The organism is Candidatus Goldiibacteriota bacterium (assembly GCA_016937715.1).
Lineage (GTDB): Bacteria > Oederibacteriota > PGYV01 > PGYV01 > PGYV01 > PGYV01.
Map to the genome: position 1 here is coordinate 1 of JAFGWA010000050.1, position 24,613 is coordinate 24,613.

At 45.0% G+C, this 24,613-nt stretch carries 18 protein-coding genes; 2 read left to right on the forward strand and 16 right to left on the reverse strand.

Annotated elements, in window-relative coordinates:
- Positions 1 to 179: 179 nt before the first annotated feature.
- The 14 genes from JXR81_05400 to JXR81_05465 all read right to left on the reverse strand — a co-directional run bounded on the left by JXR81_05400 (position 180) and on the right by JXR81_05465 (position 20,637).
- The gene (locus JXR81_05400; GenBank protein ID MBN2754287.1) at positions 180 to 6,488 is read right to left on the reverse strand and encodes an endo-1,4-beta-xylanase; all 6,309 of its coding nucleotides are present in this window, start codon (positions 6,486 to 6,488) and stop codon (positions 180 to 182) included.
- Between the two features lie 295 nt (positions 6,489 to 6,783).
- A complete protein-coding gene (locus JXR81_05405; protein MBN2754288.1) occupies positions 6,784 to 7,047 on the reverse strand; it encodes a type II toxin-antitoxin system RelE/ParE family toxin in 264 nt (87 codons plus the stop codon).
- Positions 7,048 to 7,293 carry a hypothetical protein gene (locus tag JXR81_05410; GenBank protein ID MBN2754289.1) on the reverse strand — a complete coding sequence of 82 codons (246 nt, stop codon included), beginning with the start codon at positions 7,291 to 7,293 and terminating at the stop codon, positions 7,048 to 7,050.
- 120 nt (positions 7,294 to 7,413) lie between these two features.
- Positions 7,414 to 8,430, reverse strand: a complete 1,017-nt coding sequence (locus JXR81_05415; protein MBN2754290.1) for a LacI family DNA-binding transcriptional regulator — start codon at positions 8,428 to 8,430, stop codon at positions 7,414 to 7,416.
- Entirely contained in the window at positions 8,431 to 8,874 is a 444-nt protein-coding gene (locus JXR81_05420) for an ATP-binding protein (protein ID MBN2754291.1), read from the reverse strand.
- The gene (locus tag JXR81_05425; GenBank protein MBN2754292.1) at positions 8,864 to 9,211 is read right to left on the reverse strand and encodes an STAS domain-containing protein; all 348 of its coding nucleotides are present in this window, start codon (positions 9,209 to 9,211) and stop codon (positions 8,864 to 8,866) included. The genes JXR81_05420 and JXR81_05425 overlap by 11 nt, the downstream gene beginning before the upstream one ends.
- Positions 9,212 to 9,224: 13 nt before the next feature.
- Entirely contained in the window at positions 9,225 to 10,715 is a 1,491-nt protein-coding gene (locus JXR81_05430) for a SpoIIE family protein phosphatase (GenBank protein ID MBN2754293.1), read from the reverse strand.
- Entirely contained in the window at positions 10,712 to 12,283 is a 1,572-nt protein-coding gene (locus tag JXR81_05435) for a PorV/PorQ family protein (protein MBN2754294.1), read from the reverse strand. Before JXR81_05435 ends, JXR81_05430 begins: the two co-directional genes overlap by 4 nt.
- A 36-nt stretch (positions 12,284 to 12,319) precedes the next feature.
- A complete protein-coding gene (locus JXR81_05440) occupies positions 12,320 to 14,179 on the reverse strand; it encodes a hypothetical protein (GenBank protein ID MBN2754295.1) in 1,860 nt (619 codons plus the stop codon).
- A 155-nt stretch (positions 14,180 to 14,334) separates the two neighbouring features.
- Positions 14,335 to 15,984, reverse strand: a complete 1,650-nt coding sequence (locus tag JXR81_05445; protein ID MBN2754296.1) for a hypothetical protein — start codon at positions 15,982 to 15,984, stop codon at positions 14,335 to 14,337.
- Positions 15,985 to 16,191: 207 nt separating this feature from the next.
- Entirely contained in the window at positions 16,192 to 17,787 is a 1,596-nt protein-coding gene (locus JXR81_05450) for a putative DNA binding domain-containing protein (protein ID MBN2754297.1), read from the reverse strand.
- 105 nt (positions 17,788 to 17,892) lie between these two features.
- A complete protein-coding gene (locus tag JXR81_05455; GenBank protein MBN2754298.1) occupies positions 17,893 to 19,125 on the reverse strand; it encodes a DEAD/DEAH box helicase in 1,233 nt (410 codons plus the stop codon).
- A 22-nt stretch (positions 19,126 to 19,147) separates the two neighbouring features.
- Complete coding sequence (locus JXR81_05460) at positions 19,148 to 19,879, reverse strand: ABC transporter ATP-binding protein (protein ID MBN2754299.1); 732 nt, start codon at positions 19,877 to 19,879, stop codon at positions 19,148 to 19,150.
- Positions 19,876 to 20,637 carry a TVP38/TMEM64 family protein gene (locus tag JXR81_05465; GenBank protein MBN2754300.1) on the reverse strand — a complete coding sequence of 254 codons (762 nt, stop codon included), beginning with the start codon at positions 20,635 to 20,637 and terminating at the stop codon, positions 19,876 to 19,878. Before JXR81_05465 ends, JXR81_05460 begins: the two co-directional genes overlap by 4 nt.
- 144 nt (positions 20,638 to 20,781) lie before the next feature.
- Here JXR81_05465 and JXR81_05470 point away from each other — a divergent pair, with 144 nt between their 5' ends.
- Positions 20,782 to 21,657, forward strand: a complete 876-nt coding sequence (locus JXR81_05470; GenBank protein ID MBN2754301.1) for a cation transporter — start codon at positions 20,782 to 20,784, stop codon at positions 21,655 to 21,657.
- A 43-nt stretch (positions 21,658 to 21,700) separates the two neighbouring features.
- On the opposite strand, the gene JXR81_05475 is transcribed toward JXR81_05470, so the two are convergent.
- A complete protein-coding gene (locus tag JXR81_05475; protein ID MBN2754302.1) occupies positions 21,701 to 22,045 on the reverse strand; it encodes a DUF4870 domain-containing protein in 345 nt (114 codons plus the stop codon).
- Positions 22,046 to 22,168: 123 nt separating this feature from the next.
- Here JXR81_05475 and JXR81_05480 point away from each other — a divergent pair, with 123 nt between their 5' ends.
- Positions 22,169 to 22,720 (forward strand): hypothetical protein, encoded by a 552-nt coding sequence (locus tag JXR81_05480; protein ID MBN2754303.1) that lies wholly within the window; start codon positions 22,169 to 22,171, stop codon positions 22,718 to 22,720.
- Between the two features lie 3 nt (positions 22,721 to 22,723).
- Here the strand turns inward: JXR81_05480 and JXR81_05485 are convergent, their stop codons facing one another.
- Positions 22,724 to 24,568 carry a PAS domain S-box protein gene (locus JXR81_05485; protein MBN2754304.1) on the reverse strand — a complete coding sequence of 615 codons (1,845 nt, stop codon included), beginning with the start codon at positions 24,566 to 24,568 and terminating at the stop codon, positions 22,724 to 22,726.
- Positions 24,569 to 24,613 lie beyond the last annotated feature (45 nt).

The window sequence follows — 24,613 nt, forward strand, 5'->3', positions numbered from 1 at the left end:
GGGGGAGTACAGTCAATGAAAATTTACGCTTAATTTTCATATAGGGATACTTTTTTTATTGACTGTTTTTTACATAGATATCCCTACGAAAACAAAACCAAAGACCGCAGATACCAAAACAAATACTACCCAAAAAAAAGCCCCGGGCTTGTGCCCGGGGCTTTTTGGATTACTTTTGTTTACTTATTGCCTATCAATATCACAAAGTTTTTACTGTTTTCAATTCCTTTTGACTTAATTGACACTTTAAGCACATACGTACCCGCGGCAAGTTTGTGACCTGCGGCGGATTTTCCGTCCCACTGTACCGAATGTTTGCCTGTGCACACATTTGATACTCCGGTTATAACCTGCTTCCACATAAGCCTTCCCTGCGCCGTGAAAATTGCCAGTGTTACAACCGCGTTCGGGTCGTCCACAGCCATTAATTTATTATCCGCTGACTGGGACTGTATCGTGCCGCCTTCAACAGTGTACTGCAGATATGTTGTGTCCCCGCTTACAGCCGGGTTTGGATAGCTTAACACGCTGCTTATGCTTGCTGTAAGGTTGGTGGCCTGCGCTGACGGTTCGTTTCCGTATACTAATGCTCCGGAAACATACGCTGTCATTCTGTCTGTGCGCGCGTAAACCTGGCTTGAAGCAAAGCTCCAGTCGTTTGACTGCAGCATGGAGCTCCAGTCTGTTTTGTTGAACCTTGCCTGAACTTCCGCGAACTCATTAGGCGCAAGCACAATTGAAGAATTAAACTTGAAGCTTATGTAGTAATTCTGGGTTCCCAGGGCTGTCTGCACGGCAGATACTGACATGTTCTGCGTGATAGTGCTTCCCTGCGGAAGTTTTCCCGCCCAGTCAATGAAACCCTGAACCTGCTGTCCTGACGCCGAATCAGAGTTTATCCAGTACCTTACTTCCATTCCGTTTAAGTTAAGTGACGCGCTTCCTGTATTAACCACCCTGAACGAAGGATGCGGGCTTGAAACATTTTCTGAATCCGAATTCTTAAGCATAATTGTGAAGTTTGCCACGACAACCTGCGTGGATGTTGCTGTCGGCGGTACTGCCGTGTTTGTAGCTGTGTTTGTGGCTGTCTTTGTAGCTGTGTTTGTCGCAGTGTTTGTCGGAGGTAATGAAGTTGAAGTTGATGTCGGCGGTACTGTTGTGGATGTGGATGTTGCTGTAGGCGGTACTGAAGTATTTGTAGATGTCGGAGGTACTGTTGTAAATGTGGATGTTGCTGTAGGCGGTAATGAAGTATTTGTTGATGTAGGCGGTACTATTGTACCTGTAGATGTCGGAGGTACCTCTGTATTAGTTGCCGTGTTTGTCGGCGGTACTGATGTATTTGTTGATGTTGATGTCGGAGGCACAGCCGTGTTTGTCGCGGTGTGTGTTGAAGTGTTTGTCGCTGTTTTTGTTGCCGTGTTTGTAGCTGTATTTGTTGATGTGTTTGTCGCTGTAGGAGTTGATGTTGCAATTACAGGCTGCGGTATTATCTGAATAGCGCATACTTTCGCGTTATCCACGGCTGCCGGCCCGAATTCAATTGTAATTTTTCCGCCGGCCGGTGCTATGTTGTTAAACACCATGTCAACCGCTTTGTCCGCGCCTGCCGCAGCAAAGATATCATAATTTGTCATAACTTCCGTGCCGTTTACAGAGACATTAAAGCTGCGTGAACCTGCTGCCGTAAAATATGTCTCTGCCATTTTTAATGTCACCTGATAAGAACCCGCGGGAACATTAAACGTGTACGTGAACGGATTGCCGTAGCGTTCGCTCTGATACAGCGCCATGTCTGACGATGCAGGCAGCGCGCCCGATACTGTTTTTGTGGTGCTGTACGCTGTTCCGCCTGTAAAGTTGGTGTCAGCCGACCACGTAAAGCCATTGGAATCAACATACGCTGTTTCGCGTCCGGAAACCACGCGCCAGGTTGTTGCTGTTACAGGTGTTGCCGTTAATGTCGCTGTCGCGGTTGCGGTTGCTGTGGCTGTTAATGTTGCTGTCCTGGTGGGTGTCGCTGTTACGCCGCCATCTTTTGCAAAAGCCAGGTCATCAACGTAGAAATTTCCGGTGGTGGTGTCTGTTTCCACAAAAATCCTTGCAACCCTTAAAAGCCCGGTCCATGTGACGTTCGCGGAACCGCTTACCTGGCTCCACTGCGTGCTGTTGGCAGCGGCAGAACCTAAGCTTATATACTTTCCGCCTTCGTCATCTTTTATATAAAGTGTAATCTTTGCGTTATCCGTGCCTGAAGCAAGCCTTGCCCACGCGCTTGCGCTGTATGTTCCCTGCCCGTTCTGCAGCAGATACCACAGTATGTGCTGGCCAATACCCTGATACGCCTGCGACCTGTTTGAAACCCTTGCGGACTTTGTTCCGCTGTGTACTATTGAGGTTTCTTCCGCTATCGCGCCGCCGGACATTTCGTTGAAGCAGTATATGGAACTTTCAAATCCGCCGTTGTAAATACCGTTCACGGGATTCAAGCCTAACACTGTCTGTATCGCGTAATACGCGGGTTTCTTATTATAATTCGTGTCAAAGATAAGCGCCGCGTCTGACGCGCCGTCGGTAAAGCCCGGTATCCAGGAATGTTTGTCCGTGAAGCCCCACAGGAACATTTTCTTTATGTTAGGGTGCGTCATGGTGAAGAACGTCATATCAGCGTACGCCTTTGCCTGTGACTGAAGTTTTGTGGAATCAACAGGAACCGGTATTGCCACGTCAAGTTCCGTCACTGTTATTTCCAGCCCAAGCGCGGTAAGCCTCTGCGCGTTTTCATAAATATCGTCGTTTAAGCGCCAGCTGCTGCTTACATGGCACTGCCAGCCCACGCCGTCAATAGGCACGTTCTGGGCTTTCATATTTTTAACCATATCGTAAATGTAATTTGACTTGCCGTTTAAACCTTCATTGCCGTAGTCATTGTAATAAAGTTTGGCGTTAGGGTCAGCTTCCCTTGCCCATCTGAAAGCGTTGGGGATGTAATCGCCAAGCTTCTGATACCAGAAGTCATTGGAACGGTAGCCGTAAGGCGCTCCGTCTGTGACAGCTTCGTTTACAACGTCCCACTGGTTCATCTTTCCAGCGTACCTGGCCGAGATTGTCTGAACATACGACTTAAGCATATCGCTTACCTGAGTGCTGGTGTAATTTCCGGAACTCATCCAGCTTGGGACCACCGTGTAATACACAAGTACGTGTCCCCTCATATCCATATTGTTCGCGTCCCTGAAATTTTTGTAATAATCTGTGGTTGTGAAATTGTAAGAATACGGCGCTGTCCACAGATACGCCTTAAATTCATTTTCCCCGCCAAGCCAGTTGAATTCTTTGGCAAGCGTGGTCCTGTAAATAGCTTCGTTCTGAAGCGGGCTGTTTGCCGCTTCCGCTCCAAAAAGCATTCCCTTTGCCGCGGCAAGGTCCCTTAACCCGCCTGTAACAACAGGAATTGTGGGCGTTCTTGTCGGTGTGGGTGAAGCAACACCCTGCGTGTTTGTGGGTGTATTTGTCCTGGTAAATGTTGAAGTAATCACCGCGGTATTGGTGGGTGTTGTTACCGCTCCCTGATAGAAACGGTACGTATATATATTGAAAAGGTTTCCTGTTCCGCCGGTGAATTTAAAGAATATGTCTTTCACGCCGGATAATCCGCTTACATTGCACGTAACGTTCTGCCATGTCTGCCATCCGCCTGTTACGGGAACAGCGCATGTGCCCGCAATTGTGCCTGTAATGCTGCCTACGCGTATTTCTATATTGCCGCCCGCACCCGCGCTTGCGATGCGTGCTTCAAAGCTTGAAGCGCCTGTTCCAAAATCAAAATTCTTAACCTGAATCCAGTCGCCGTTTTCTATAAACCCTACATCCAATCCGCCTTCAGTGCATGTTTCGGTCTGAATTCCGGATTCCTTTGCCATGGTTACCGCTTTATTAGTTGTATACGGATTCGCCAGTTTAAGCGCGTTTACGCCTGTTGTGGTTGTAACCACTTTCTGTATGGTTCCGTCCGCGTTAAAATACATCCTGTCAAGCGCGACGCTTCTTTCGTATATACCGTTGCAGTTTCCAAGGTTAATGTTGGAAAGCCTTCTTGTGTGATAAGCGATGTACCAGTCATCCCCGATATTTACTATTGAAGCGTGGTTGTTGTTTCCGCAGTTATCCGGCGGATTGCCCAGTATTGTACCGCGGTGCGTAAAGCCTGTCATAGGATTGCTGCTGGTCATGTAGTCAATTGTCGCAGCAGGTGAAGCGGAAAAATCAGTTGAATACGAAAGATAATATATTCCGTTTCTCTTATTCATAAACGGCGCTTCAAAATACCTTGGCGCGTCTATGGTTACGGCCGAGCCGCTTATGCTTATCATGTCAGCGTTAAGCTTAATTACCCTTAAATTGCCCGGCCCGCCGCCGCCAAAATACATGTACGCCTGGCCGTCGTCGTCAACAAATACACCGGGGTCAAATACATATGTCATGCCGCTGCATCCCGGTGTGCTGCCTGTAATTATCGCGCGTCCTACAGGGTCTGTCCATGGCCCTGTCGGGCTTGTGCTTCTTACAACGCCTATGCTTCCGCCGCCGTTGCCGTAATAAAGGTAATAATAGCCGTTCCTGTAAATCGCGGCCGGCGCGTATGTAAGGCCCGCCCACGTGGTGCTTGACGCCTTGAAAGTTTCGCCTTCATCTGTCCAGTTTACAAGGTCATCGGATGACATCAACGTTACGTCGGTTATGTCATAACCCGTTGCCCCGTCTTTATCGTGCGAATTATAAATATACATCCTGCCGTTAAACCAGCAGGCATTTGGGTCCGCGGTGTATTTCTGATACATAAGCGGGTTGCCGCCAAAGAGCGTGGTTATCGGCGTGTTTACCGGTGTAACCACAGCGGTTGCAGTTGATGTGGCAGAGCTTTGTACCGTGATTGTAAACGCCTGCGTGGATTTTGCGCCGCACGCGTTTGTATATGTGGCGGTAAATACGTTTATCCCCGCGCTTAACGGTATTGATGTAAGCTCTCTTGAAGTTGAAGTGAATCCGTTAGGGCCGGTCCAGCTCCATGTGCCGCCGGTTGTCGGCTGAGGCCCAAGGTTTACTGTTGAAGGAAGCGACGCCACTGTAACAGCGGCTGTCTGCTGCCATGCGCCGGTGCCAACCTGAAGGTAAGGTACTATCGCGGTAGGCACGCACGGTGTATTTGTCGCCGTAGGCCCTACAGCGCTTGAACCCACAAAAGAAACAATGCTGCGCGCCGGCAGCGTGTATGTAAATGTGTTGCCTGACACGGAAACCGCGGGCTGCGCCACAAGGTTTACGCTTGCGCTTGTAATCCACGGCGTTATGGATGTTACACTGACGCCGTTTAACGCGAATGTCTGGCTTGTCGCGGAGCTGTTATTATTAATTGCCACAAAAACAATTTTAGACGGTGACGAATTGTTTGTATTCTTAAACGCGCTTACCTGCACGCCGGACGTGGGCGATGCTGTCGCGGCCATTCTGTAATATCCCGGCCTGATAAACTTGCTGTAGCTTCCCAGCGCGTAAGCTTTTATATTGGGCTGGCCGTTTGTTATCATATCCTGAAGCCACCAGTAATGGAAAGCGTTCATGCTTGCGTTTACAAGGCATGTCTGCACCCATCCCGCCTGCTGCAACGCGCCGGAAATATCGGTGGTGTTGGCGGAAATTTCGGTTTCCCAGAATTCCTGATTGGTAACCTGCGTAAAACCGTATGAAGAAAGCGGGTTTGGCATAGCGCCGTAAAGGTGCGTTCCAAGTATGCCCACATAAGACGCAGTTGTGGGGTTGTTCATGGCTGTCGCTGCCAGATTCATTCCGCCGGGATTAATAGGTTCCGGTATCATAATCTTGGTTGTAAGCCCCGCCGCGTTAAGCGCGCTTTTAAACGCGCGCACAAAAACTTCAAACTGCCCGGCTGTCCAAAGGCATGATTCATAGTCCGGGTTCCAGTTGGGTTCATTCTGCGGCGAAACAGCGTAAAGGTCTATGCCGCGGCTTTTAGCGTACTGAATATATGAAACCAGATAGTTTGCGTACCCGGTATCCGCCCAGTTAGGCGTTCCGGATTCCGCGCCAAGAAATGTATTATTAGGCATGTCTCCGTTTACATTATTATTTGCCTTGTACTCCGGCGGAGGAGACCATTCAGCAGCCCAGCAAAGCAGGTTTGAATAGGCCGCTTTGGCAGCCACAAGGTTATTAACTTCAGCCGCGTGGTTGCCGTTTGGGTCAATCCTGGCCCTTAGCGATGAAATCCCGATATGGCCGTTTACATTGTCGTCGGCAAAAAGGGTTGTTGCATTCCCTCCTGCCAAACCATACCATGCGCTTGATACACCAATGGCACGGATGTACTGGTACGTGGTGCCTGCATCAACGGTACATGTACCCGCGTGCAGGACCGGAACAAACAACATCAAAAGCACGATCAACAACATACTGACTTTTTTCATTTTCCGCTCCCCTTTACTTTTATTTTTTTCTTCTCAATTATTTTTAGTCTCACTTTTATATGAACGTTCATATTTTTTTGCTTAAAAAAACCTATGTTTATCTCTCTGTTATCATTGCATATGAACGTTCATACTTTAATACAAATTTACACCCGTAAACCCGGTTTGTCAAGAATTATTTTTAAGAAATTTGGTTTTTGGACAAAAACAGCCAAAATATGGCTGTTTTACACTGCAGAATTATGTTTATTTTGCGTTTTAAAGTTGACTTAGACATATCTCTATCCGGTGCGATTTATAAATCCATGTAAACTTCCGACCTATGTTTAATGGAAATCACTATGACCTTGTTTCTTATTTCATCAATCTGATAAATCACCCTAAAGTTGCCTACCCGCAGACGGTTATAGTCGTACCCTTTTAACTTTATAGACATCTGCGGATGTGGGTCATTCTTTAACTGTGATATTTTTTGAAAAATTACCTTTGCTTCCTTCTTGTTTATTTTTGAAAGGTCTTTCTCCGCCTTACTATAATAAATTATTTCATATTCCTTCATTTACAACCCAAGGCGTTTTTTAACAGATTTTTCATCATGAAAAACTTTGTTCTTATCGTTTTCATATCCGCTTATAGCTTCCATATCCTCCATAAGCTCCTCTTTCGCAATTTCCCTTCTTACTTCATGCTCTATCGCATTGGCAAGAAATTTCTGGATTTTAATCCCTGTCCTGCCGCAGAAATCATTCATTAAGTCCCTTTTATCGTTTTCAATCTTTACCGTAAATGAAACCACTCTTGGCATCGTAATCCGCCTCCTAAATTCTGATTTATTACTTTTTTCAATATAATTATAGCAGCGGTTTAATATCAAATCAAGTATAAAAGTGTTACTTTTTTACTTAGACAAAATTCCATTAACTCCTTACGCGGATTCCCGTTTAACCAGTTCCGGTTCAAAGACAAGATTTTTTGGTTCTTTTAACTTTCCCTGCATTGCCTCCAGCGTTATCACAAACGCCTCGTTTCCCATTCTTTCCACCGGATGCCTTACAGTTGTAAGCGAAGGCGTAAAAGCCGACGCGACGGGTATGTCGTCATACCCTATAACGGCAATATCTTCCGGCACGCGAAGCCCGGCTTCTTTTACAGCGTTTATGGCGCCTATTGCCGTGCTGTCGCCGGCGCCGCAGAATATCGCGTCAATATCCCTGTGGGACTTTAGAAGGTTCTGCGTAATGGCGCGGCCTTCATTTATATAGTTGTTGTTTACCTCTGCCATAATCTCATCGCGGACTGAAATGCCGCGGCTTTTAAGCGCCTTTTTATACCCTTCTTCCCTTTCTATTATAGAAGGCCATGTCTCGCCGCCTGTCTTTGCCATTCCTATGTACGCTATATTGCGCCTTCCTTTATTTATAAGGTAATCCGCCGCCGCGAAAGCGCCTTTTTCATTGTCACATTTTACGCTGTTCGCGCCATCCAGATACGCGTCTATCAGAATTAATGGAATCCCGGCTTTTTTTAACTTTTCCATGTGTTCCTGCCCCGGTTTTATGCCAAGCATTATTATGGCGTCCGCTTTTCTGTTGAAAATAATAGAATCAATTATCTGGTCTTTGAACGCGCCTTCGCCCCTTGTGGAATACGGTATCAGGTCATAATTTGCCGACATGCCGGCTAAGTGCACGCCGTCTTCAATTTCGCGCAGAATATTCATTCCAAAAATAGACGTGAACCGCGTGCTTATAAAAGCTATGGAGTCCGCCTTGCCGCCCACAAGCGCCCTGGCTGCTTTGTTGGGCCTGTACTGCAGTTCTTCTATTGCCTTTAACACCCTCTCTTTTGTCGCGGGCGCCACTTTATCCACGCCGTTTACCACAAAAGATACCGTGTTGTATGAAACTCCCGCGATTTTCGCGACGTCTTTTATCGTTGCCATTTATTTGTTTACCTTCCCCTTTTTATTCTGCCTTATTATAAAAGTATTCTCGTTATAATTACCCTTCCTTTTATATACCACCTTATCGCACAGGGCCATTATGGTTTTTATTCCCATTTTTCCGCCAAGCCCTTTTTTCAGCCTGCGGGATGTATCCGGAATTTCATGCGTTGTCATGTCAAACTTTGCCCCTGAATCCAGAACTGTTATTTTAACTGACGGAAATTCAAGCTTCATTATAATATCTGTCTTTCCCGGCTTTTCCGCGTACGCGTGCCTTATCAGATTCTCTATGTGCTCTGTTATTGACACTTTCATTGCCGATATTTTATCCTGCGCAAAGCCGTTGTTCTTCATTGCCGCGTTTATAAATTTTCTTATCACGCCCAGGTTCTGCGCTTTCGCGTCCACTTTTAATTCGGATACTTCAGCTTTATTTGGCATAGCTGTCCAGCGCCTCTTTTACTGTTTCATAACTGCCTATCACGCCGTCTATTCCCACAAGGCCGTACACCCTTTTCGCGTCAGCCTGCATGGCCGCAAGCTTCATTTCACTTCCTGACGCCTGCAGCGATTTGAATTCATTTAAAAACGCGGTCCACCCCGCGGAACTTATAAAATCAAGCTGTTTCATATCCACCACATATTTCGCTTTTTTATGTTTGGACGAAATTTCTTTAAAGCCCAGCGTGAAAGCCGCGACCGACGAAGAGTCCAGCTCGCCGTAAACCCGCACAATTATTATTTCTCCATCCGCGTTTTCCCTGATTTCAAATGACATTTTATCACCTCCGTTAAGCTGTCCTTCCTATAGACAGTACAGCGATATCATCGCTTTGTTCCTCTTTACCCGTAAAAACATCAACATCATTAAGCAGGCCGTCAATTATTTCCCGGCATGCCCTGCCGCCGTTTTTCTGCAGTGACGCGGCAGCCCTTTCCATACCAAACCTTCCTCCGGATGCGGCTTTAGCCTCGCTTATGCCGTCCGTAAAAAGAAGCAGCCTGTCACCCGTTTCAATTTTAACGGTTATCTTTTCAAGGCGCGCTTCAAAATTATTGCCTTTTAAAATTCCTATAGCCGCGCCTTTGGGGCAGTAAGATTCCACCGCGGCCGCGCCGCTTTTATAAAACAGTATTTCGTGGTGCCCTGCAGACGCCATTTCTATCGCGCCTTTTGCCGTATCAAGCACGGCGTAAAAAATTGTCGCGAAAATATTTCCTTCCACCCTGCCAAGCAGCCCGTTGTTAAGGTTTATAAGGACGCGCACAGGGTCGGAATTTAACACGGCTTCGGTGTTTAATATGCCCCTTAACATCGTCATAATAAGCGCGGCAGGCACGCCTTTGCCCGATACATCCGCCATTACTATGCCAAACCTTCCGCCTGTAAGCGGGATTACATCGTAATAATCCCCGCCTATTTCTTTAGCGGGTTTATAAAACGCGGATGCTTCATAATTTCCCATATCGGGAAATTTCTTAGGCAGCAGCGAATCCTGAAGCCTGCTTGCAATTTCAAGTTCTTTTTCCATTGCCAGTTTTTCAAGCGCGGTTTTCTGCGCGCGTTTCAGGTCATCCGTCATGGCGTTAAAAGTATCCGCAAGCAGCCCAAGTTCATTTTTTCTGTTAATCATAATTTTGTGGTTTAAATCCCCGCTGCCCGCAATCTTTACGCCTTCGGCAAGGGTGTTTATGGGCTTTGTAATTGCCGTGCTTAAAAAGAAAGCGCCGATAACACTTAAAATTACCGCAATTACCGTCACCAGCGCAATGTTCATATATGTGCGCTTTAGCGCGCGGCCGATAAGGTCATACGATACCGCGACGCGCACCACGCCTGTCCTGGCTTTGTGTTTGGCAACTGCCGCGGCGGTAAATTCTATTAATCTGCCGCCGGACGCCGTTTCAAATATAATGTTTTTCGCGGCGGTTGTTTTTATTGCTTTACCGGGCGGCGCGTATCTTTTTTTCACCTGCGTCATGTCATTATGCGCGATTATAACGCCGTTTGAATTTACCACCATGGCATAAATTACGCCCTTATTCTGCATCGCTTCTTTTAACACTTTCGCGGCTTCAAGTTCGTGTTTCATCATTATAAAGTCCGCGATGTTGTTGGCTATATTACGGGCCGTGCTTATACCCCTTAGTTCCACTTCGTTTACAAGGCTTTTCTTATGTATGTTAAGCAGCATAAAACTCATTATTCCGGTTATGATAAGGGTAAGCGACAGAACAACACCCATCACTTCCCATTTCATGCTTTTAAATTTTTTGTTCATTCTATCCCGCGCCTTTTAAGTTCTTCAAGTTCCGCCTGTGTTTTTCTTAAATCCCTCTGCGATTTTACGTCATCCGGGTTTATTGCCAGGACTTTTTTCCACATTTCAACCGCTCCCTTTAAATCACCCTCTGTGTAGCTGTTAACGGCAAGATAATACATCCTGTCCGCCGCCTCTTTCTGTTCCCGGGTCAGCCGTACTTTACCGCTGCCGGATTCCATGTCTTTTTTTGCTTTTAATATTAAAGCTTTCAGGGCTTTATTTCCCGGCCTGCGCTTTAAGGCGTTTTCCCACTGTTTAATTGCCTCATCATACTGTTTTTTCTCGTATAATTCAATGCCCGCGGAAATATAACCGTCGGTATCGCCGCTGTAATCCGTGCCTTCCGCGCTTTTTATTTTTTCTTTAAGTTTTTCTTCAAGAATCTTTTTCATTTTCAGCGACGGCTCGTAATCTTTTTTCCATTCCAGCGATTTTTCAGCCTCTGTCAGCGCGTCTTCAAATTCATTTCTAAGGTAATAAGCGTAGGCGCGGCGGTAATACGCTTCCGCCTCTTCTTTTAATTTTATTTTATACCTTTCTTCCACTATCCTGCGTACTTCTGCGTAAATACTTCTGCGCCTGTGCGCTTTCTGCTCTTCTAAGGTCATACCAAACGCGTATGAAAGTGTGTACCTGTCCATCCTGCCAAAACTGCCGTTTGACACAAACGCGTAATCAAATTTAATATCATATAAATAAAGGCCCGCGCCAAAAGTAAATTCCCCGTCTGTATAACCCGCCCTGACACCCGTAATACCCGCCCATTTTACCTCTATGCCAAACCTGTCTTTAAAACTTTCCTTTTCACCCGCAGAGATGTCATAAGCGGCCTTAAATTCAAAATCCGCGAATTTGTGTTTTGCCAGCACCCCAAGGGTGTATGTGCGGCCAAGCGTTTCCGTGACCGACTGCATTGAAAAAGCCGGCGTTATAAGGTTACGTGCAATAAGCCCGGCGCGCAGAAAAGAAAAAGGTTCGTACAGTAAGCCGATATCCGCGCCGAATCCGGCGTAGTTAAACCGCGCCATATTGGAGTAATAGATGTCAATATTCGCGCCCGCGGAAAAGCCGTCGGTTATTTTGCGCGCGTACGATAAGGCCGCTTTGTACTGGCCGTTTTTAAAATCAGAAGTTTGGTTTCCGTTTATGTCATAACCTTCCATACCGTCAGCGGAAAACATAAACAGCGCCGCGCCTATGGTCCCAAAATTAAGCAGCGGCTGCCCATAGGAAACCGACCCGTAAGACACACCTTCATATAAAGGGTAATACAACAGAGCAATTTCCTGTTTTTTAACAAGCACAAGCCCCGCGGGGTTGTAATGTATGGCGGACAGGTCGTCTGCCACGGCGGTAAAAGCGCCTGCCATGCCGTCCGGCCTGGAACCGGCCCCGGCCATGAATACGTTTTCACTGCCGTAATCGCCGGGCGATGCCATGACGGGAAAAAAATAAAACACCGCAAGCGCTGCCAGCGCCGTCAGTTTAATTTTTTGTATACCTGTCATAACCGCGGCCTTTTTCACAAAAACCTCATCACCCGTTAAAACCTGTTTTTATTATCACCTTAATACGGCCATTTTTTTAACAAGTTTTGTTGTGCTGCCTGTTGCTTTATCCTTAACTTCCAGCACGCATAAATAAACGCCGGACAACACTTCAATTTTATTCTCATTCGTACCGTCCCATTCATCTTCAGAATGGCGCCCCGCGGATTTTACGGTTTTATCCAGAATTGTCTTTACGTGTTTTCCCGTGACGGTGAAAATTTTTATACTTACTTCCGCGTCATTTTTAAGGTGGTAACTGATAACCGCGGGCGACTGCTTTGGGTCCACCGGGTTTGGAAAAACATGAAACGATTCTTTAAGCGCGGGCGGAACCGGCGTGGCTGTTGCCGTGGGGCTGGGGCAGAACCCAAGCATAATATCCCCCAGATTCGCCGAACTTTCCCAGTTATCCTCATCCCCGTTCCATACAAGCTGTCCCACACGCTCCGTGGTGCCGTTGTTAAAATCAATCTGCACGTCAAACTGATAAAAATTTCCGGTTACAGGGACAACGCCCAGCGTTGACCACGGTATCATCACTTCCATTATATAGCCTGCCGCGTCATAAGTGCTTTTATACACAAGCCCGCCCGGCGGCAGCGCGACAGTGGCGTTTAAGCAGAACTGCAGGCTGTCGTAGCTTATCATAAAATGAAAATCGCCCACAGAGCCGGGATAAGGCTGGCTGCCGTGGTCATTGGCCATATCAAGGTATATTTCCACCGCCGAATCATTGTAATTGGCGCACGCCACCTGCGTGGCGTTTAAATAGGAATCATTTACGTCAATCCCGACGTACAGGTTGTCATTATCCCACAGGGTTTTAAAACTGCCGGAAATATTATTCGGGTTTGTTCCAAGGCACAGTTCAGAGACCTGATATTCCTGCGCGGATGCCCACGAACTTTCATTCATTAATCCGTCAATGGTAATTCCACGCGCGCATCCGGCTGTTGCCGTCAATGAAGCCGACATTGTTATATAATAATTTTGATTCGCCTGGCTTCCGCAATCATCTGTATATACCGCAGAAAAAGTGTTAAGGCCGGGTGTTAAAGGTATTGCTGATAATTCACGCGATAACGAAGTAAATCCTGACGGCCCTGTCCAGCTCCACGTGCCTCCCGTTAACGGCTGCGGCCCAAGATTTACCACAGCGCCCTGATTTACGGTAACAGTATCTGTCTGCTGCCATGTTCCGCCATTTACCTGCAGGTATGGAAGTACTACAGGCGTAGAACACGGCGTGCGTGTGCAGGTGGGGGTGGGCGGCATCGGGTTTATCTGCACAGCGCAGACCTGCGCGTTATCAATAGAGGCCGGCCCAAACTGTATTAATATCTGCCCTGCCGCCGGCGATATATTATTAAAAGTTTTGCTTAACGCCCTGAAAGCGGAACCCGCTTCATTATAAATATCAAAATCGTCAAGCACCCGCGTGCTGTTTATAAAGACGTCAAATATCCTGTCACCGGCAGCTTCCCAGTATAATTCCGCGAATTTAAGCGTAACCTGATAATCGCCCGGCGGCACATTGAACGTGTACGTGAAAGGATTCCCGTACCTTTCATCCTGATAAAGTATGCTGTCAGCGGTATTTGCAACCGCAACCGTGACGCCGTGTCCGTACCCGCCGCTGTAATTTGTATCCGCTATCCAGGTGTTGCCCCAGCTGTCAGGGTATACATCGCCGCCCGCGTTTACCCGCCACACAGATGAAACCGCAATGTTATATGTAGGGGTAATAGTGGCGGTAGCCGTGATAGTAAGCGTTGCCGTTGCGGCGTTAGCGGCGCACGCAAATATTAAAGTATACAGGAGGACATTCAGGCTTTTAATCAGAGTTACCGGAGCACTTGCCGATTTTTTCATAAACACCCCGCAATATTAACGTACATATTATCCGGGTTTTTTTTAACCGGGTAATTATACAATATGGACATTTCAAATACCCTATCTATAATAATGTATACGGTCAGAATATACCGTTGTGCGCGGGCTGTCAATAAAAGATATTTCCCCCTGCCTTAAATCTCCATCTTTTTCAGCCGGTTAATCCCCGCCCACAGCGAAAATACGGTGATTGCAACCGATGAAACAAAAGCCGCGGCAAACAGCCATATATATTCCCGCGGGTTAAATACAATCGCGCGGACAAGGGTTGACCTGTAATAATCCCTTACAGGGTCGGCAATAAGGGCAAGCGTTATGCCTATAAACACCATTGTCACAAACATGTACGAAAGCCCGGCTACGCCGGTAATCATCTCTTCCGCGTTTTTTATTTTAAAATTCGCGAAATACCCCCCAAAACCAGTGCCCACCCCCGATATCACCAGAGTCACGCATACGGTGGAAAATATGGTTACATAATTAATGAACGGGTCTGATTTTAAAATCTTAATTGAAAGCAGCGCTATTACAAGCCCGATAATCATCATTGGAATTCCGTAAGCGATAAACTTGTCAATGACATACTTTGTCATTGTAGAGGGGGCGGAGCGGTATATCCAGAACGCGCGCCCTTCCACGCTTATCACGGGAAGAATAAACCTGGAACCAATAGCGGAAATTATGAACCCTATAAAACCTATATTAAGGAAGTAAATTACGTTTTTAAGGTCAAACAGTTCGGACGGCATCTTGTACATATTAAAAAGATAAATGACCACAACGCCGAAAAGAAAAACCACCTGTATCCACTGCGAAGTGTCCCTTACAAGGTATTTCACATCCTTGATAAGCTGCGATTCAAACACCTTTCTTCTTATAAAAACGCGGCCGGCGGCAAGCGGTTTTTCTTTTTTATAAATCCCTTTTTTTCCGTAGCCGTCAAAGTACCATAAACCGGCGGCTTTTATTACAAGGGCGAATATAACAAGCGCGGCTGACCCGTACGCCAGCAAAGGGCCGATACCGCGGTAAATGCCGTAAGCAGTAACGTCCTTTACGATGGAGATAAAATGCGTATGCGGCAGAAAGAAGCTTTCCGGAGTGCGCAGGTATTTTAAAAACTCCGAAACATCCTGCATGGAACCCGCGGACAGCTTTTCCGGTTCCAGCATCCTGAAATACAGGACAATCCCCACAAGAAAAATACCGCTCATCGCTATTGCTATGTTGCGTATGCTTTCCGCCGGAAAATATCTTACCAGCACAAGCGTAAGCACAATACCCGCGGACGCCATGACAATAAAAAACGGAATATGCGCGGCCATAATAAAAAGGTACTGATAAATATCTATTTTTAAAACAGTACTGTATGCCGCAAAAACGGGAATGGACATTAAAAGCATCATCCAGCACGCTTCAAAAATTATCTTTAAATACTGAAAAGTAAAAATGTCTTCCGCTTTTATAGGCGAGCTGAAAAGAAAATCCATATCGCGGCTTAAGTATAAAACAGGAATTGCCGATACCACAGCCGACATCACAATCATATAGGAGAAAGTCATATAGATAGCGGACAAAAGCCTGTTTACCAGAAGCCCGCCAATTAACTGCGCCCCGTAAAAGTGTTTGAAGATAAAAAAGAAAAGCTGATATATCATAGGAAAGAACACCAGCGAGAAAACAATCAGCAGAAAGAACTTAACAAGATCCCCCTTTACAGGGTGTTTAAACTTGTTTTTAAACTGTGTAAAATAAAACCCTGAAAGTAACGAAATCTCCCTCATATAACCACCTTTCCTTCTGCTTTAAATAGTAATATAGCTATTATAATACAAAAACACACTAATTACCCGGCTTAAACACCGGCCGGTTTTTTACAGCCAATTACGTACAACAAGTTCAGAATTTTCAATGTTTCCAGCTTTAATAAATCTAATATCTTTAAGCATACGCTTTTTTATCTTCGGCGAAGCACAGAAAAAAGCTTACTTTCAGGAACTCTTATTCAATTTAATCCCTTTAAGCGTTTTTATGCCTTTTTGCGTTGCAATATACTTTTGTTTGGAACTGCTTGGTTTATCCGGTATTGTCATTTTAATCAGGTTGTGTTTTATAAGCGGTTTTATAATTTCGTTCCTTGTCCTGCTTTTATTTGTTTTTCCAATCAGCTCCATTACGGCCTGCAGCGTTGTTTCACCGGAAGCTGCGGTTAATACAGCCACCGCTGTGTTTATACTCATGAACTTAGGACAGACCTGAGACAGACTTGGGACAGACTTAGGATCAACCTGAGACATTGACAGTGTTTTTTCAGATACGTTTTTATCTGCAGTTGCATCAAAAAAGGCCTTATGTGGTTTTATAACTGCCAGAAAGTAAGTTCTGTCTTTATTTGTTTCAAATACAGGCACCGGAGACCCGTTCACTTTCAACGCACGCCTTATTTCCGGAAAACCTGTGCCTTTTGCCTCTGTCATATCAAGTTCTTTCAAAAAATCTCCTATTCTCCTGTTCCTGTATTCACGCACAGGTACACGCTCTTTTTTCAGGTCTTTATTATCTATAGGCGGCATGGGCCCGGGTTTTGATATTATTTCCATCCTGTCAGGAAATATATTTACCTCAACAGGGTCTCTATAATCGTAACCCTTATGATAAACAGCATTGGCAAGAATTTCTTCAATTGCCTCATAAGGATAATTAAATACCCGTTCCGCTTCTGCGCGCCCGGGTATCTTGCTGATTTTTTCCTTAATAACCATATTTTGAAGATACAACAGAGCATCTTTTAGCTGTCTATGCACAGGCCCTCTGAAAATTTTTTCCGTAAATTTCCTGCCTGTGCCTTCATTGTCCTCAAATTCCGCTATTTCAATTCTCGCCCCGGGGAAGAACAACTCCGGATCATCTGAAAACATCAGCAGTCCCGCGTTTAACGGTTTTAAATTTTCTTTTGAACCGCGGCAAACCTGTAATAGCCTGCAAAGCTCCGGCAGAGCCACACCCTTTGCGCTCTCATATAAACCGCTGCCTGTGTCTTTTAAAAATTGAAGTATTATATCCCTCTTCATATCCCGTATATCGGCATTATGGTTAACCCTGTCGTCAAACGGAATGCGGGCAGATATTTCCAGAAGCTGTTTTTCCTCATGCTGATTTGCTTTTACTGTTGTGGAATGCCGCCTGATATAATAAGCCTTTTCTGAACCTTCATAGCTGACAGGCGCCTTATATGGACGGTTTTCCCCTCCCGGCACCCATAATACCAGGACTCTTTTTTTAAGATAAATTTCAGGAGATAGAATCACCTGCGGAAAAGGTAATATCTTATACTGGGTTTCGATTATTTTCTTTTGGTATGCTTCAACCTGTGATTCTTTCAGGCCGGCCGGCGGAAGTTCAGGTGCACCATCCGAGGATTTAACACCAAAAATTATATAACCGCCCCCGATATTATTAATATCATTTGCAAAAGCACATATTGTCTGCGTTACTTTTTCCGGATTAAACCCTTCCTTATAATCCAGCCTGTCAGACTCTACGGTAAGGCCTTTGAATAATTCCTCTATCTTTATGGGTAACGGCATTTAACCTCCTGCTTTGCCATACAAAGCATATAATATTAATTATTGTATGGCAAACATAAATATATTTGTCCATTAAAAAACTTTTTAGCTGTGTTCCCGGGTCTTTTAATCCCTGTCTTTCCACTTCTTTTTTTCATTGTGCCGGTCAAACTTGGGCGGGCGCGCGGCTTCATACGGTTTTGGCAGCGGTATCAGCGGCACCGCTGTAAAACCTTCATGCGGAACCTTATGGTGTTTTACAACCGGAATAACCGTCCTTATAATACTTTCAATATTTTTTACTTCCAGCCCCTGGTCAGGGGTGGCCAGCGATATCGCGCGGCCTGTCATGCCGGCGCGGCCTGTCCGCCCTATCCTGTGCACATAGTTGGATGCGTCATCAGGCAGGTCGTAATTAATCACAAGTTCAATTCCTGTCACGTCAATGCCGCGGGCTGCAATATCCGTGGCAACCAACACCCGGTACTTTTTTGATTTAAACCCTTCAAGAGACCTGTTTCTTTCATGCATGGCAAGGTCTGAATGTATCTCTGCCGCGGCAATACCGGATTTTTTTAATTTTTGAGCAATCTTCGCCGCTGACTTTTTTGTGCGCGTAAACACAAGCACGCTGCCTGTCACTTCCTTTAAAAGTTCCAGCACAAGCACGCTTTTCATCTCTGCTTTCACCACGTACATTTCCTGGCTTACAAGTTCTATAGCCGTGCCCGCAGGCGCTATTTCCGTTACAACCGGCAGGCGCATATATTCTGAAGCTATTTTTAAAATATCCCCCGGCATTGTGGCGGAAAAAAGAAGCGTCTGCCTCTCTTTGCTGATGACAGATAATATTTCCTGAATATCCCTTAAAAACCCCATATCAAGCATTCTGTCCGCTTCGTCAAGGACAAGAAAATTAACTTTATTTAATTCCAGATTTCCCCGGTTAAGGTGGTCTATAAGGCGCCCCGGCGTGGCAATAATGATATCCGGAGAACGCCCGATTCCGTCCACCTGCCCCTGCATGTCATGGCCGCCGATAATTACAAGGCTTTTCATTTTAAACGCCGGGATAAGCTGAAGCAGGGCTTCGTTTACCTGAAGCGCAAGTTCGCGTGTGGGTAATAAAATCAGGCCTTTGCCCCCGTTTTTTGCAAGCATCTGCACCATAGGAATGCCAAAAGCAAACGTCTTGCCTGTTCCGGTCTGCGCTATTCCTATTATATCTTTTCCTTCAACCGCTATGGGAATGGCTTTTGCCTGTATCGGGGTGGGTACGGTGAATTTTAATTTGGCAAGGATATCAAGTATCTTTTTATCAATCCCCAGCCCTGAAAATAAAGCGTGAGTATCCGTCATAGAATTGATATCATCCGGTACATCATGATTTGATATTATTTTTATCAGTTATCATAAAAAACAGGTCTTCCAGCCGTTCTGTCCTGTTGGCTGCTTTAATCTGCTGCACGGTGCCTGTTATTAGAAGTTCCCCTTTGTCTATAATCCCAACCGTGTCGCACGTCTCTTCCGCGGTTTCCATTGAATGGGTGGACATAAAAACCGTCATGCCTTCCTTTGCCGCGGCTTTAAGTTCGTTCTTTAGCACCCGCATGGACTTGGGGTCAAGCCCCACCATTGGCTCGTCAAGGATAAGCACCTTAGGCGAATGTATCATTGCCGCGACTATCAGAAGTTTCTGGCTCATGCCGTGCGAATAGCTTTCTATAAAGTCATTTACAAAATCACCCACGCCAAAAACTTCCACATACCTTTTATACTGTTTATTATAGTGTTCTTTATCCACCTTATACAGGTTTGCGATAAATTCAATAAACTCTATGCCGCGCAGTTTTTCAAACATATACGGGTTATCGGGGATAAGCGAAAATTTATGTTTGTATTCAACGGGATTATCGCTTAAACATATCCCGTCAATACATACAGAACCGGAAGTAATCTCTGTCAAGCCGGTCATCATCTTAATGGTGGATGTCTTACCCGCGCCGTTGGGCCCTAAAAACCCGAAAATCTCGCCCTGCTTTATTTCAAGGTTAAGCCCTTTGACCGCGGTAAAACTTCCGTATTTTTTTACAAGGTTCTCTATTTTTATCATTTGGCCTCTTCGCCCGCTTCTTTTTCAATTTCGGGGGTGACATTAAATTTATTTTTGAAGTGTTTGATGATGGTGGGGATAAAAAACGAAAATATAAAAAGCAGCACCGGCAATACCACATCCGCCCTCCAGATGTCAGCGGAAAGCGATTTTATTATATCTTTATGAACAGCATACTTTATGGCAAGTTCTTTTAAAGCAGACACCAGAAATGTAATTACCACAAGCCCCGGTATTACGCCTATCACCGTGCCCCAGAAAAAATCCCTGAACCTTATCTTGGAAAGCCCCACCGCGAAATTAAGGTATGTAAACGGCACAAACATAAGCCTTAAATACATGATAACCGAAAAACCGTGTTCCGCCGCTTTTTCATCAAGCGCCTTAAAATGCCCCTTTTCCAGCATCTTGGACGCCATGTCCCTCATCAGATAGCGCGCTATATAAAACGAAACAGCGCCGCCAAGGTAAGCGCCAAGAAGGTTTAAGGCAAGGCCAAACCACTGCCCGAAAAGCAGCGCTCCTATAGAAGTGAAAATACTTGCAGGCACAAAAAATAAAAGTGATAACGCGTATATCAGCACAAACATAAAAGGCGCCCAGAAGCCAAGGCCGTCAAGGTATGCCTGCAGCCCCGCGTAAAATTCCTGCCTTCCGTCTTCCGTAAAGAAATAATGCGACAGCGGGGAAAATTTAAGCACATAAACCACCGCGGCTATAAAAAGGATAAGTATTACAACCTTTAATTCTTTTTTCATCTTTATCTCCCCGTTTTATAAATTTAACTAATTTTATCACAACTTGCGTTTAAAGACAAAAATATATTAAAACCCGTTTAATTATAACTTTTGTCCCGTATTTTTTTTATGCTATACTGTTGAAAATCAGGAGGCTTTAAGCAGATGAACGAAACCGACAGTAAAAGGTCTTTACGGGTAATTATAACCGGGCTTATCGGGAATGTCTCCCTTGCCGCTTTAAAAATGGCGGCGGGTATCTTTGGACACAGCCAGACAATGATTGCCGATTCCGTAAACCACATAGGGGATACCCTGTCAGATATCATGCTGCTTGTAGGCCATAAATTCTGGACCGCGCCCCCTGATGACACACACCCCCACGGCCACAGGCGCATTGAAACTTTTATAGCAATTATAGTCGGTGCGCTTATAGCTTCAACAGGAATTTTTATAGGCTATAACGCCATAATCACTTTCCGGGAGCCGCAAGGCGCAAAACCGGAGCTTATTGCCCTTTACGCTGCAATATTTTCCATGATAATAAAAGAACTTCTTCACCGCTACACAATAAAGCACGGCAAATCACTGCGCTCCCCCGCTTTAATAGCAAAAGCCGCGGACCACAGGGCGGACGCGGTGGAAGCAATTCCCGCGGCGCTTGCGGTTGCCGGCGCTATTTTTATCCCGCAGTGGGGGTTTCTTGACCACGTAGGCGCGCTTATAGTAAGCGTCTTTATTATTCAGATGTCCATTAAAGTAATTGTGCCTTCATTCAACGAATTAACAGACAAAGGCGCGCCGCCGGAAACGCTTGCGGCAATAGAGGATTTATGCATAAACGTGGAAGGGGTTAAAAGTTTTCACAAACTGCGCACACGCCACCTTGGAAGCATGCTTGCCGTGGAAATTCACATCCAGATTGACGGCGATTTGACGGTACGCGAGGGGCATATTATTTCCGGAAAGGTCAAAAACTGCCTTTTAAATTCAGACCTTGATATTATAGACGTGGTAATTCACATAGAGCCTGAAAAATAAAAAAGGCGCGGCAGACCCTGCCGCGCCTTTAGAAATACTTTTATTATTTAACCTGCTGTTCCGCCAAATCGCCTATTACAGGCAGTTTAAATGTCTCTTTCTGAAACGCCTTTACCATAAGAATAACCCATAATACCAGGATTCCAAGGCTTATAGCAGGGCTTAACACCGGCCCTATTACCGGAATAAAGGCAAGAATCATCCCCAGTATTCCAATTACAAAACTTGCTATGGAAAAAAATATTGACTGCAGCGCGTGAAACTTTACAAACTTGCTTTCTTTTTCCGTCAGAAGAAAAATCAGCCCTGTTACCCAGCCAAGCACATAGCAAAGCAGCCCTTCCACGTTTTCTTCAATTCCCAGTGATGTTTTCTTTTCATCCGCCATTTTCAATTACCCTCCTCTATGATTTTAAATCCCTGCAATAATATATAATAATTTCAAAATTAAATCAAATTTTTTTATGTTATAATTTATTCGCCTGAAGAAAATATTAACAGGAGGTTACTCATGAAAAAATTAATTTGTTCCGCACTTATATTTTCATTAATCACCGCAGGAATATTGGGTTCGGCAAAACCGGCGTTTGCGGCAACAGCCGCCGAAGAAGACGCAGAAGCCACAAAGTTTGCTTTATTAATAACCGCAGGCGTATTGGGCGTTGTGGCTCTTATAGTGCTGGCAGATTCAGCCGGAAGAGAAGAACTTGCAAAAGCCGAAAAAGTAAGGCTTGATGCCCTTGCTGTTTCCAATAATGAAAAACTGGACAAATGGACGTTTGACGACATGCTTGCCGAATACGGCAAACCCACGGAAATAACGGAAGGCGATACTATAAAAATAGCCGTATATGACGAACGTGTGGCCACCGTTGTGGAAAACACGGAATATCAGTCCGCCACTTTTCTAAGCAACGCCACTTCACAGTCGTACGCAAACACCTTAAAAAACGGCGTCCTTAAAACCTTCATATTTGATAAAAAGACAAAAAAACTTACCAAGTGGCGGTATCAGGTTTTCAGAGGCGGGTCGGCTATAACAGACCGCGCGGGCCAGAAATAAAATTTAAACGGCAGGCAGAGTAAAGCAGAATTCAGAACCTTTGCCTTCTTCAGATTCCACCCATATATCCCCGCCGTACCCTTCTATAATCTTTTTGCATTTGGCAAGGCCTATTCCGGGCCCTTCATATTCATCTTTTGTACAAAGTTTCTGAAGTATTATAAATATTCTCTGAAAATATTTTGAATCTATCCCAATACCGTTATCTTTCACGCAAAACATCCAGTGCTTATTTGTTTTTTTTGCCGTTACGCTTATAACAGGCCTGTTCTTTTTCGCCGAGAACTTTATGGCATTATCCAGAAGTTCCATAAAAACTTCCCCCACCTGGCCGCTTTCAGCCGATACCATCGGAAGTTTTCCGATGTTTATTTTAGCTTTGCTTTTTACTATTTTTTCTTCCAGCCGCTTTAACACCTCTTTAACCGCAATATCAGTATCGGTTGTCCTCTTCTCATTGTGCGCCTGCTGAATTGACATATACTGTATAAGCCCCCTTAACAGCGCACTCATCTGTTTTACGCCTTCAACCGCAAAATCTATATACTGAAGCGATTCCGCGTCAAGGGCCGTTTCATTCTTTTTCTTAAGCATCTGCACATAAACAGATATGGTCCTTAAAGGTTCCTGCAGGTCGTGCGACGTTGCAACGGCAAACTTATTAAGCTCATAATTGCTTTTTTCCAGCGCGTCTATAGTGTCTTTAAGCCTTTCCTGCATTGTCTCAAGCTGCGTTACATCCACAATATTAACAAAATCAGCGGGTTTCCCTTCATATTGAATTGTTCTGGACAGGATATTTATCCACTTTATTTCCCCGGTTTTTGTTACAGCCTTAACCTGATAATTATTTATCACATCTTTTTCACCGGACTGTTTTTTTAAAGCCTGTTCAGCCACAAACGCCCTGTCATCAGGATGAACTAACTGTAAAAAACCTCCCGGGCCCATCCCATAGAGTTCCTCCCCTGAATAACCGGTTATTGTCAAATACCCTTCATTAAAATATTTAATTACATTATCCTGCAGAATCATAATCCCAAGCATGGACTGTTCTGACAGCGTTCTGAATTTTATTTCGCTGGCGGCAAGTTCATCCTGCGCCTTTTTCATATTGTCTTTTTCTTCATTAAGGGCGCGGTTTAATTCACGCACTTTTCCAATCTGAATTTCCAGCGCTTCATTTTTTGTCTTAATTTCTCCCGCGCGCTCTTCCACCATCTCTTCAAGCTGCTGCCTGTATTTTGCCAGTTCCATCTCTACCCTTTTCTGCCTGCTTCTGTCAATTCCAAAACTTCTTACCCCTGTTAAATTTCCGGTTATTCCATAAATTCCCTTATTTGTCCACGCCACCCATACGCGTTCCCCGTTTTTACGCGTGTTCTCATTTTCGCTGGAAAAATACCTGTCAGGCGCTTCATAAATACTTTCAAGAAGTGATTTTAAATCCCTTCCCGTGCTTTCAAATTCAGGCACAATAGTGCCCACAACATTTTTTCCCATTATCTCGCCGGCAGTAAACCCAAAAAAAGAAAGGGCAAACTTATTCATATATATAACCTTTCCGGTTGTATCCATGTCCAGTATTATTGTGCTGGAATTTTCAATTAAATCCTTATATTTAGTTTCGCTCTGCAGAAGCGTAATAACGCGCTTTCTGTAAACAAGCCAGAAAATTAAAAGGGAAAGGGCGCCGCCGGCAAAAAAAACCGCGGTTAAAACAGGCATATCAAAAGATGTTTTTTCCGGATACGCATAAAGGATAACACCGGCAGATAATAAAATTAATACCGATAAAATTATTATCCTGAAGGCTTTATTCAGGCGGATTAAAAGTCCACTATCCACAAATGCCCCCGAAAATGCATTTATTGCCCATATATAAACCTGTTC

Coding starts and splice junctions, on each gene's coding strand:
- JXR81_05465 (MBN2754300.1), bottom strand. CDS start 20,637: ATGAAAAAAGAATTAAAGGTTGTAATACTTATCCTTTTTATAGCCGCG.
- JXR81_05420 (MBN2754291.1), bottom strand. CDS start 8,874: ATGCCAAATAAAGCTGAAGTATCCGAATTAAAAGTGGACGCGAAAGCG.
- JXR81_05450 (MBN2754297.1), bottom strand. CDS start 17,787: ATGCCGTTACCCATAAAGATAGAGGAATTATTCAAAGGCCTTACCGTA.
- JXR81_05440 (MBN2754295.1), bottom strand. CDS start 14,179: ATGAAAAAATCGGCAAGTGCTCCGGTAACTCTGATTAAAAGCCTGAAT.
- JXR81_05425 (MBN2754292.1), bottom strand. CDS start 9,211: ATGTCATTTGAAATCAGGGAAAACGCGGATGGAGAAATAATAATTGTG.
- JXR81_05480 (MBN2754303.1), top strand. CDS start 22,169: ATGAAAAAATTAATTTGTTCCGCACTTATATTTTCATTAATCACCGCA.
- JXR81_05460 (MBN2754299.1), bottom strand. CDS start 19,879: ATGATAAAAATAGAGAACCTTGTAAAAAAATACGGAAGTTTTACCGCG.
- JXR81_05475 (MBN2754302.1), bottom strand. CDS start 22,045: ATGGCGGATGAAAAGAAAACATCACTGGGAATTGAAGAAAACGTGGAA.
- JXR81_05400 (MBN2754287.1), bottom strand. CDS start 6,488: ATGAAAAAAGTCAGTATGTTGTTGATCGTGCTTTTGATGTTGTTTGTT.
- JXR81_05415 (MBN2754290.1), bottom strand. CDS start 8,430: ATGGCAACGATAAAAGACGTCGCGAAAATCGCGGGAGTTTCATACAAC.
- JXR81_05410 (MBN2754289.1), bottom strand. CDS start 7,293: ATGCCAAGAGTGGTTTCATTTACGGTAAAGATTGAAAACGATAAAAGG.
- JXR81_05455 (MBN2754298.1), bottom strand. CDS start 19,125: ATGACGGATACTCACGCTTTATTTTCAGGGCTGGGGATTGATAAAAAG.
- JXR81_05430 (MBN2754293.1), bottom strand. CDS start 10,715: ATGAACAAAAAATTTAAAAGCATGAAATGGGAAGTGATGGGTGTTGTT.
- JXR81_05405 (MBN2754288.1), bottom strand. CDS start 7,047: ATGAAGGAATATGAAATAATTTATTATAGTAAGGCGGAGAAAGACCTT.
- JXR81_05470 (MBN2754301.1), top strand. CDS start 20,782: ATGAACGAAACCGACAGTAAAAGGTCTTTACGGGTAATTATAACCGGG.
- JXR81_05445 (MBN2754296.1), bottom strand. CDS start 15,984: ATGAGGGAGATTTCGTTACTTTCAGGGTTTTATTTTACACAGTTTAAA.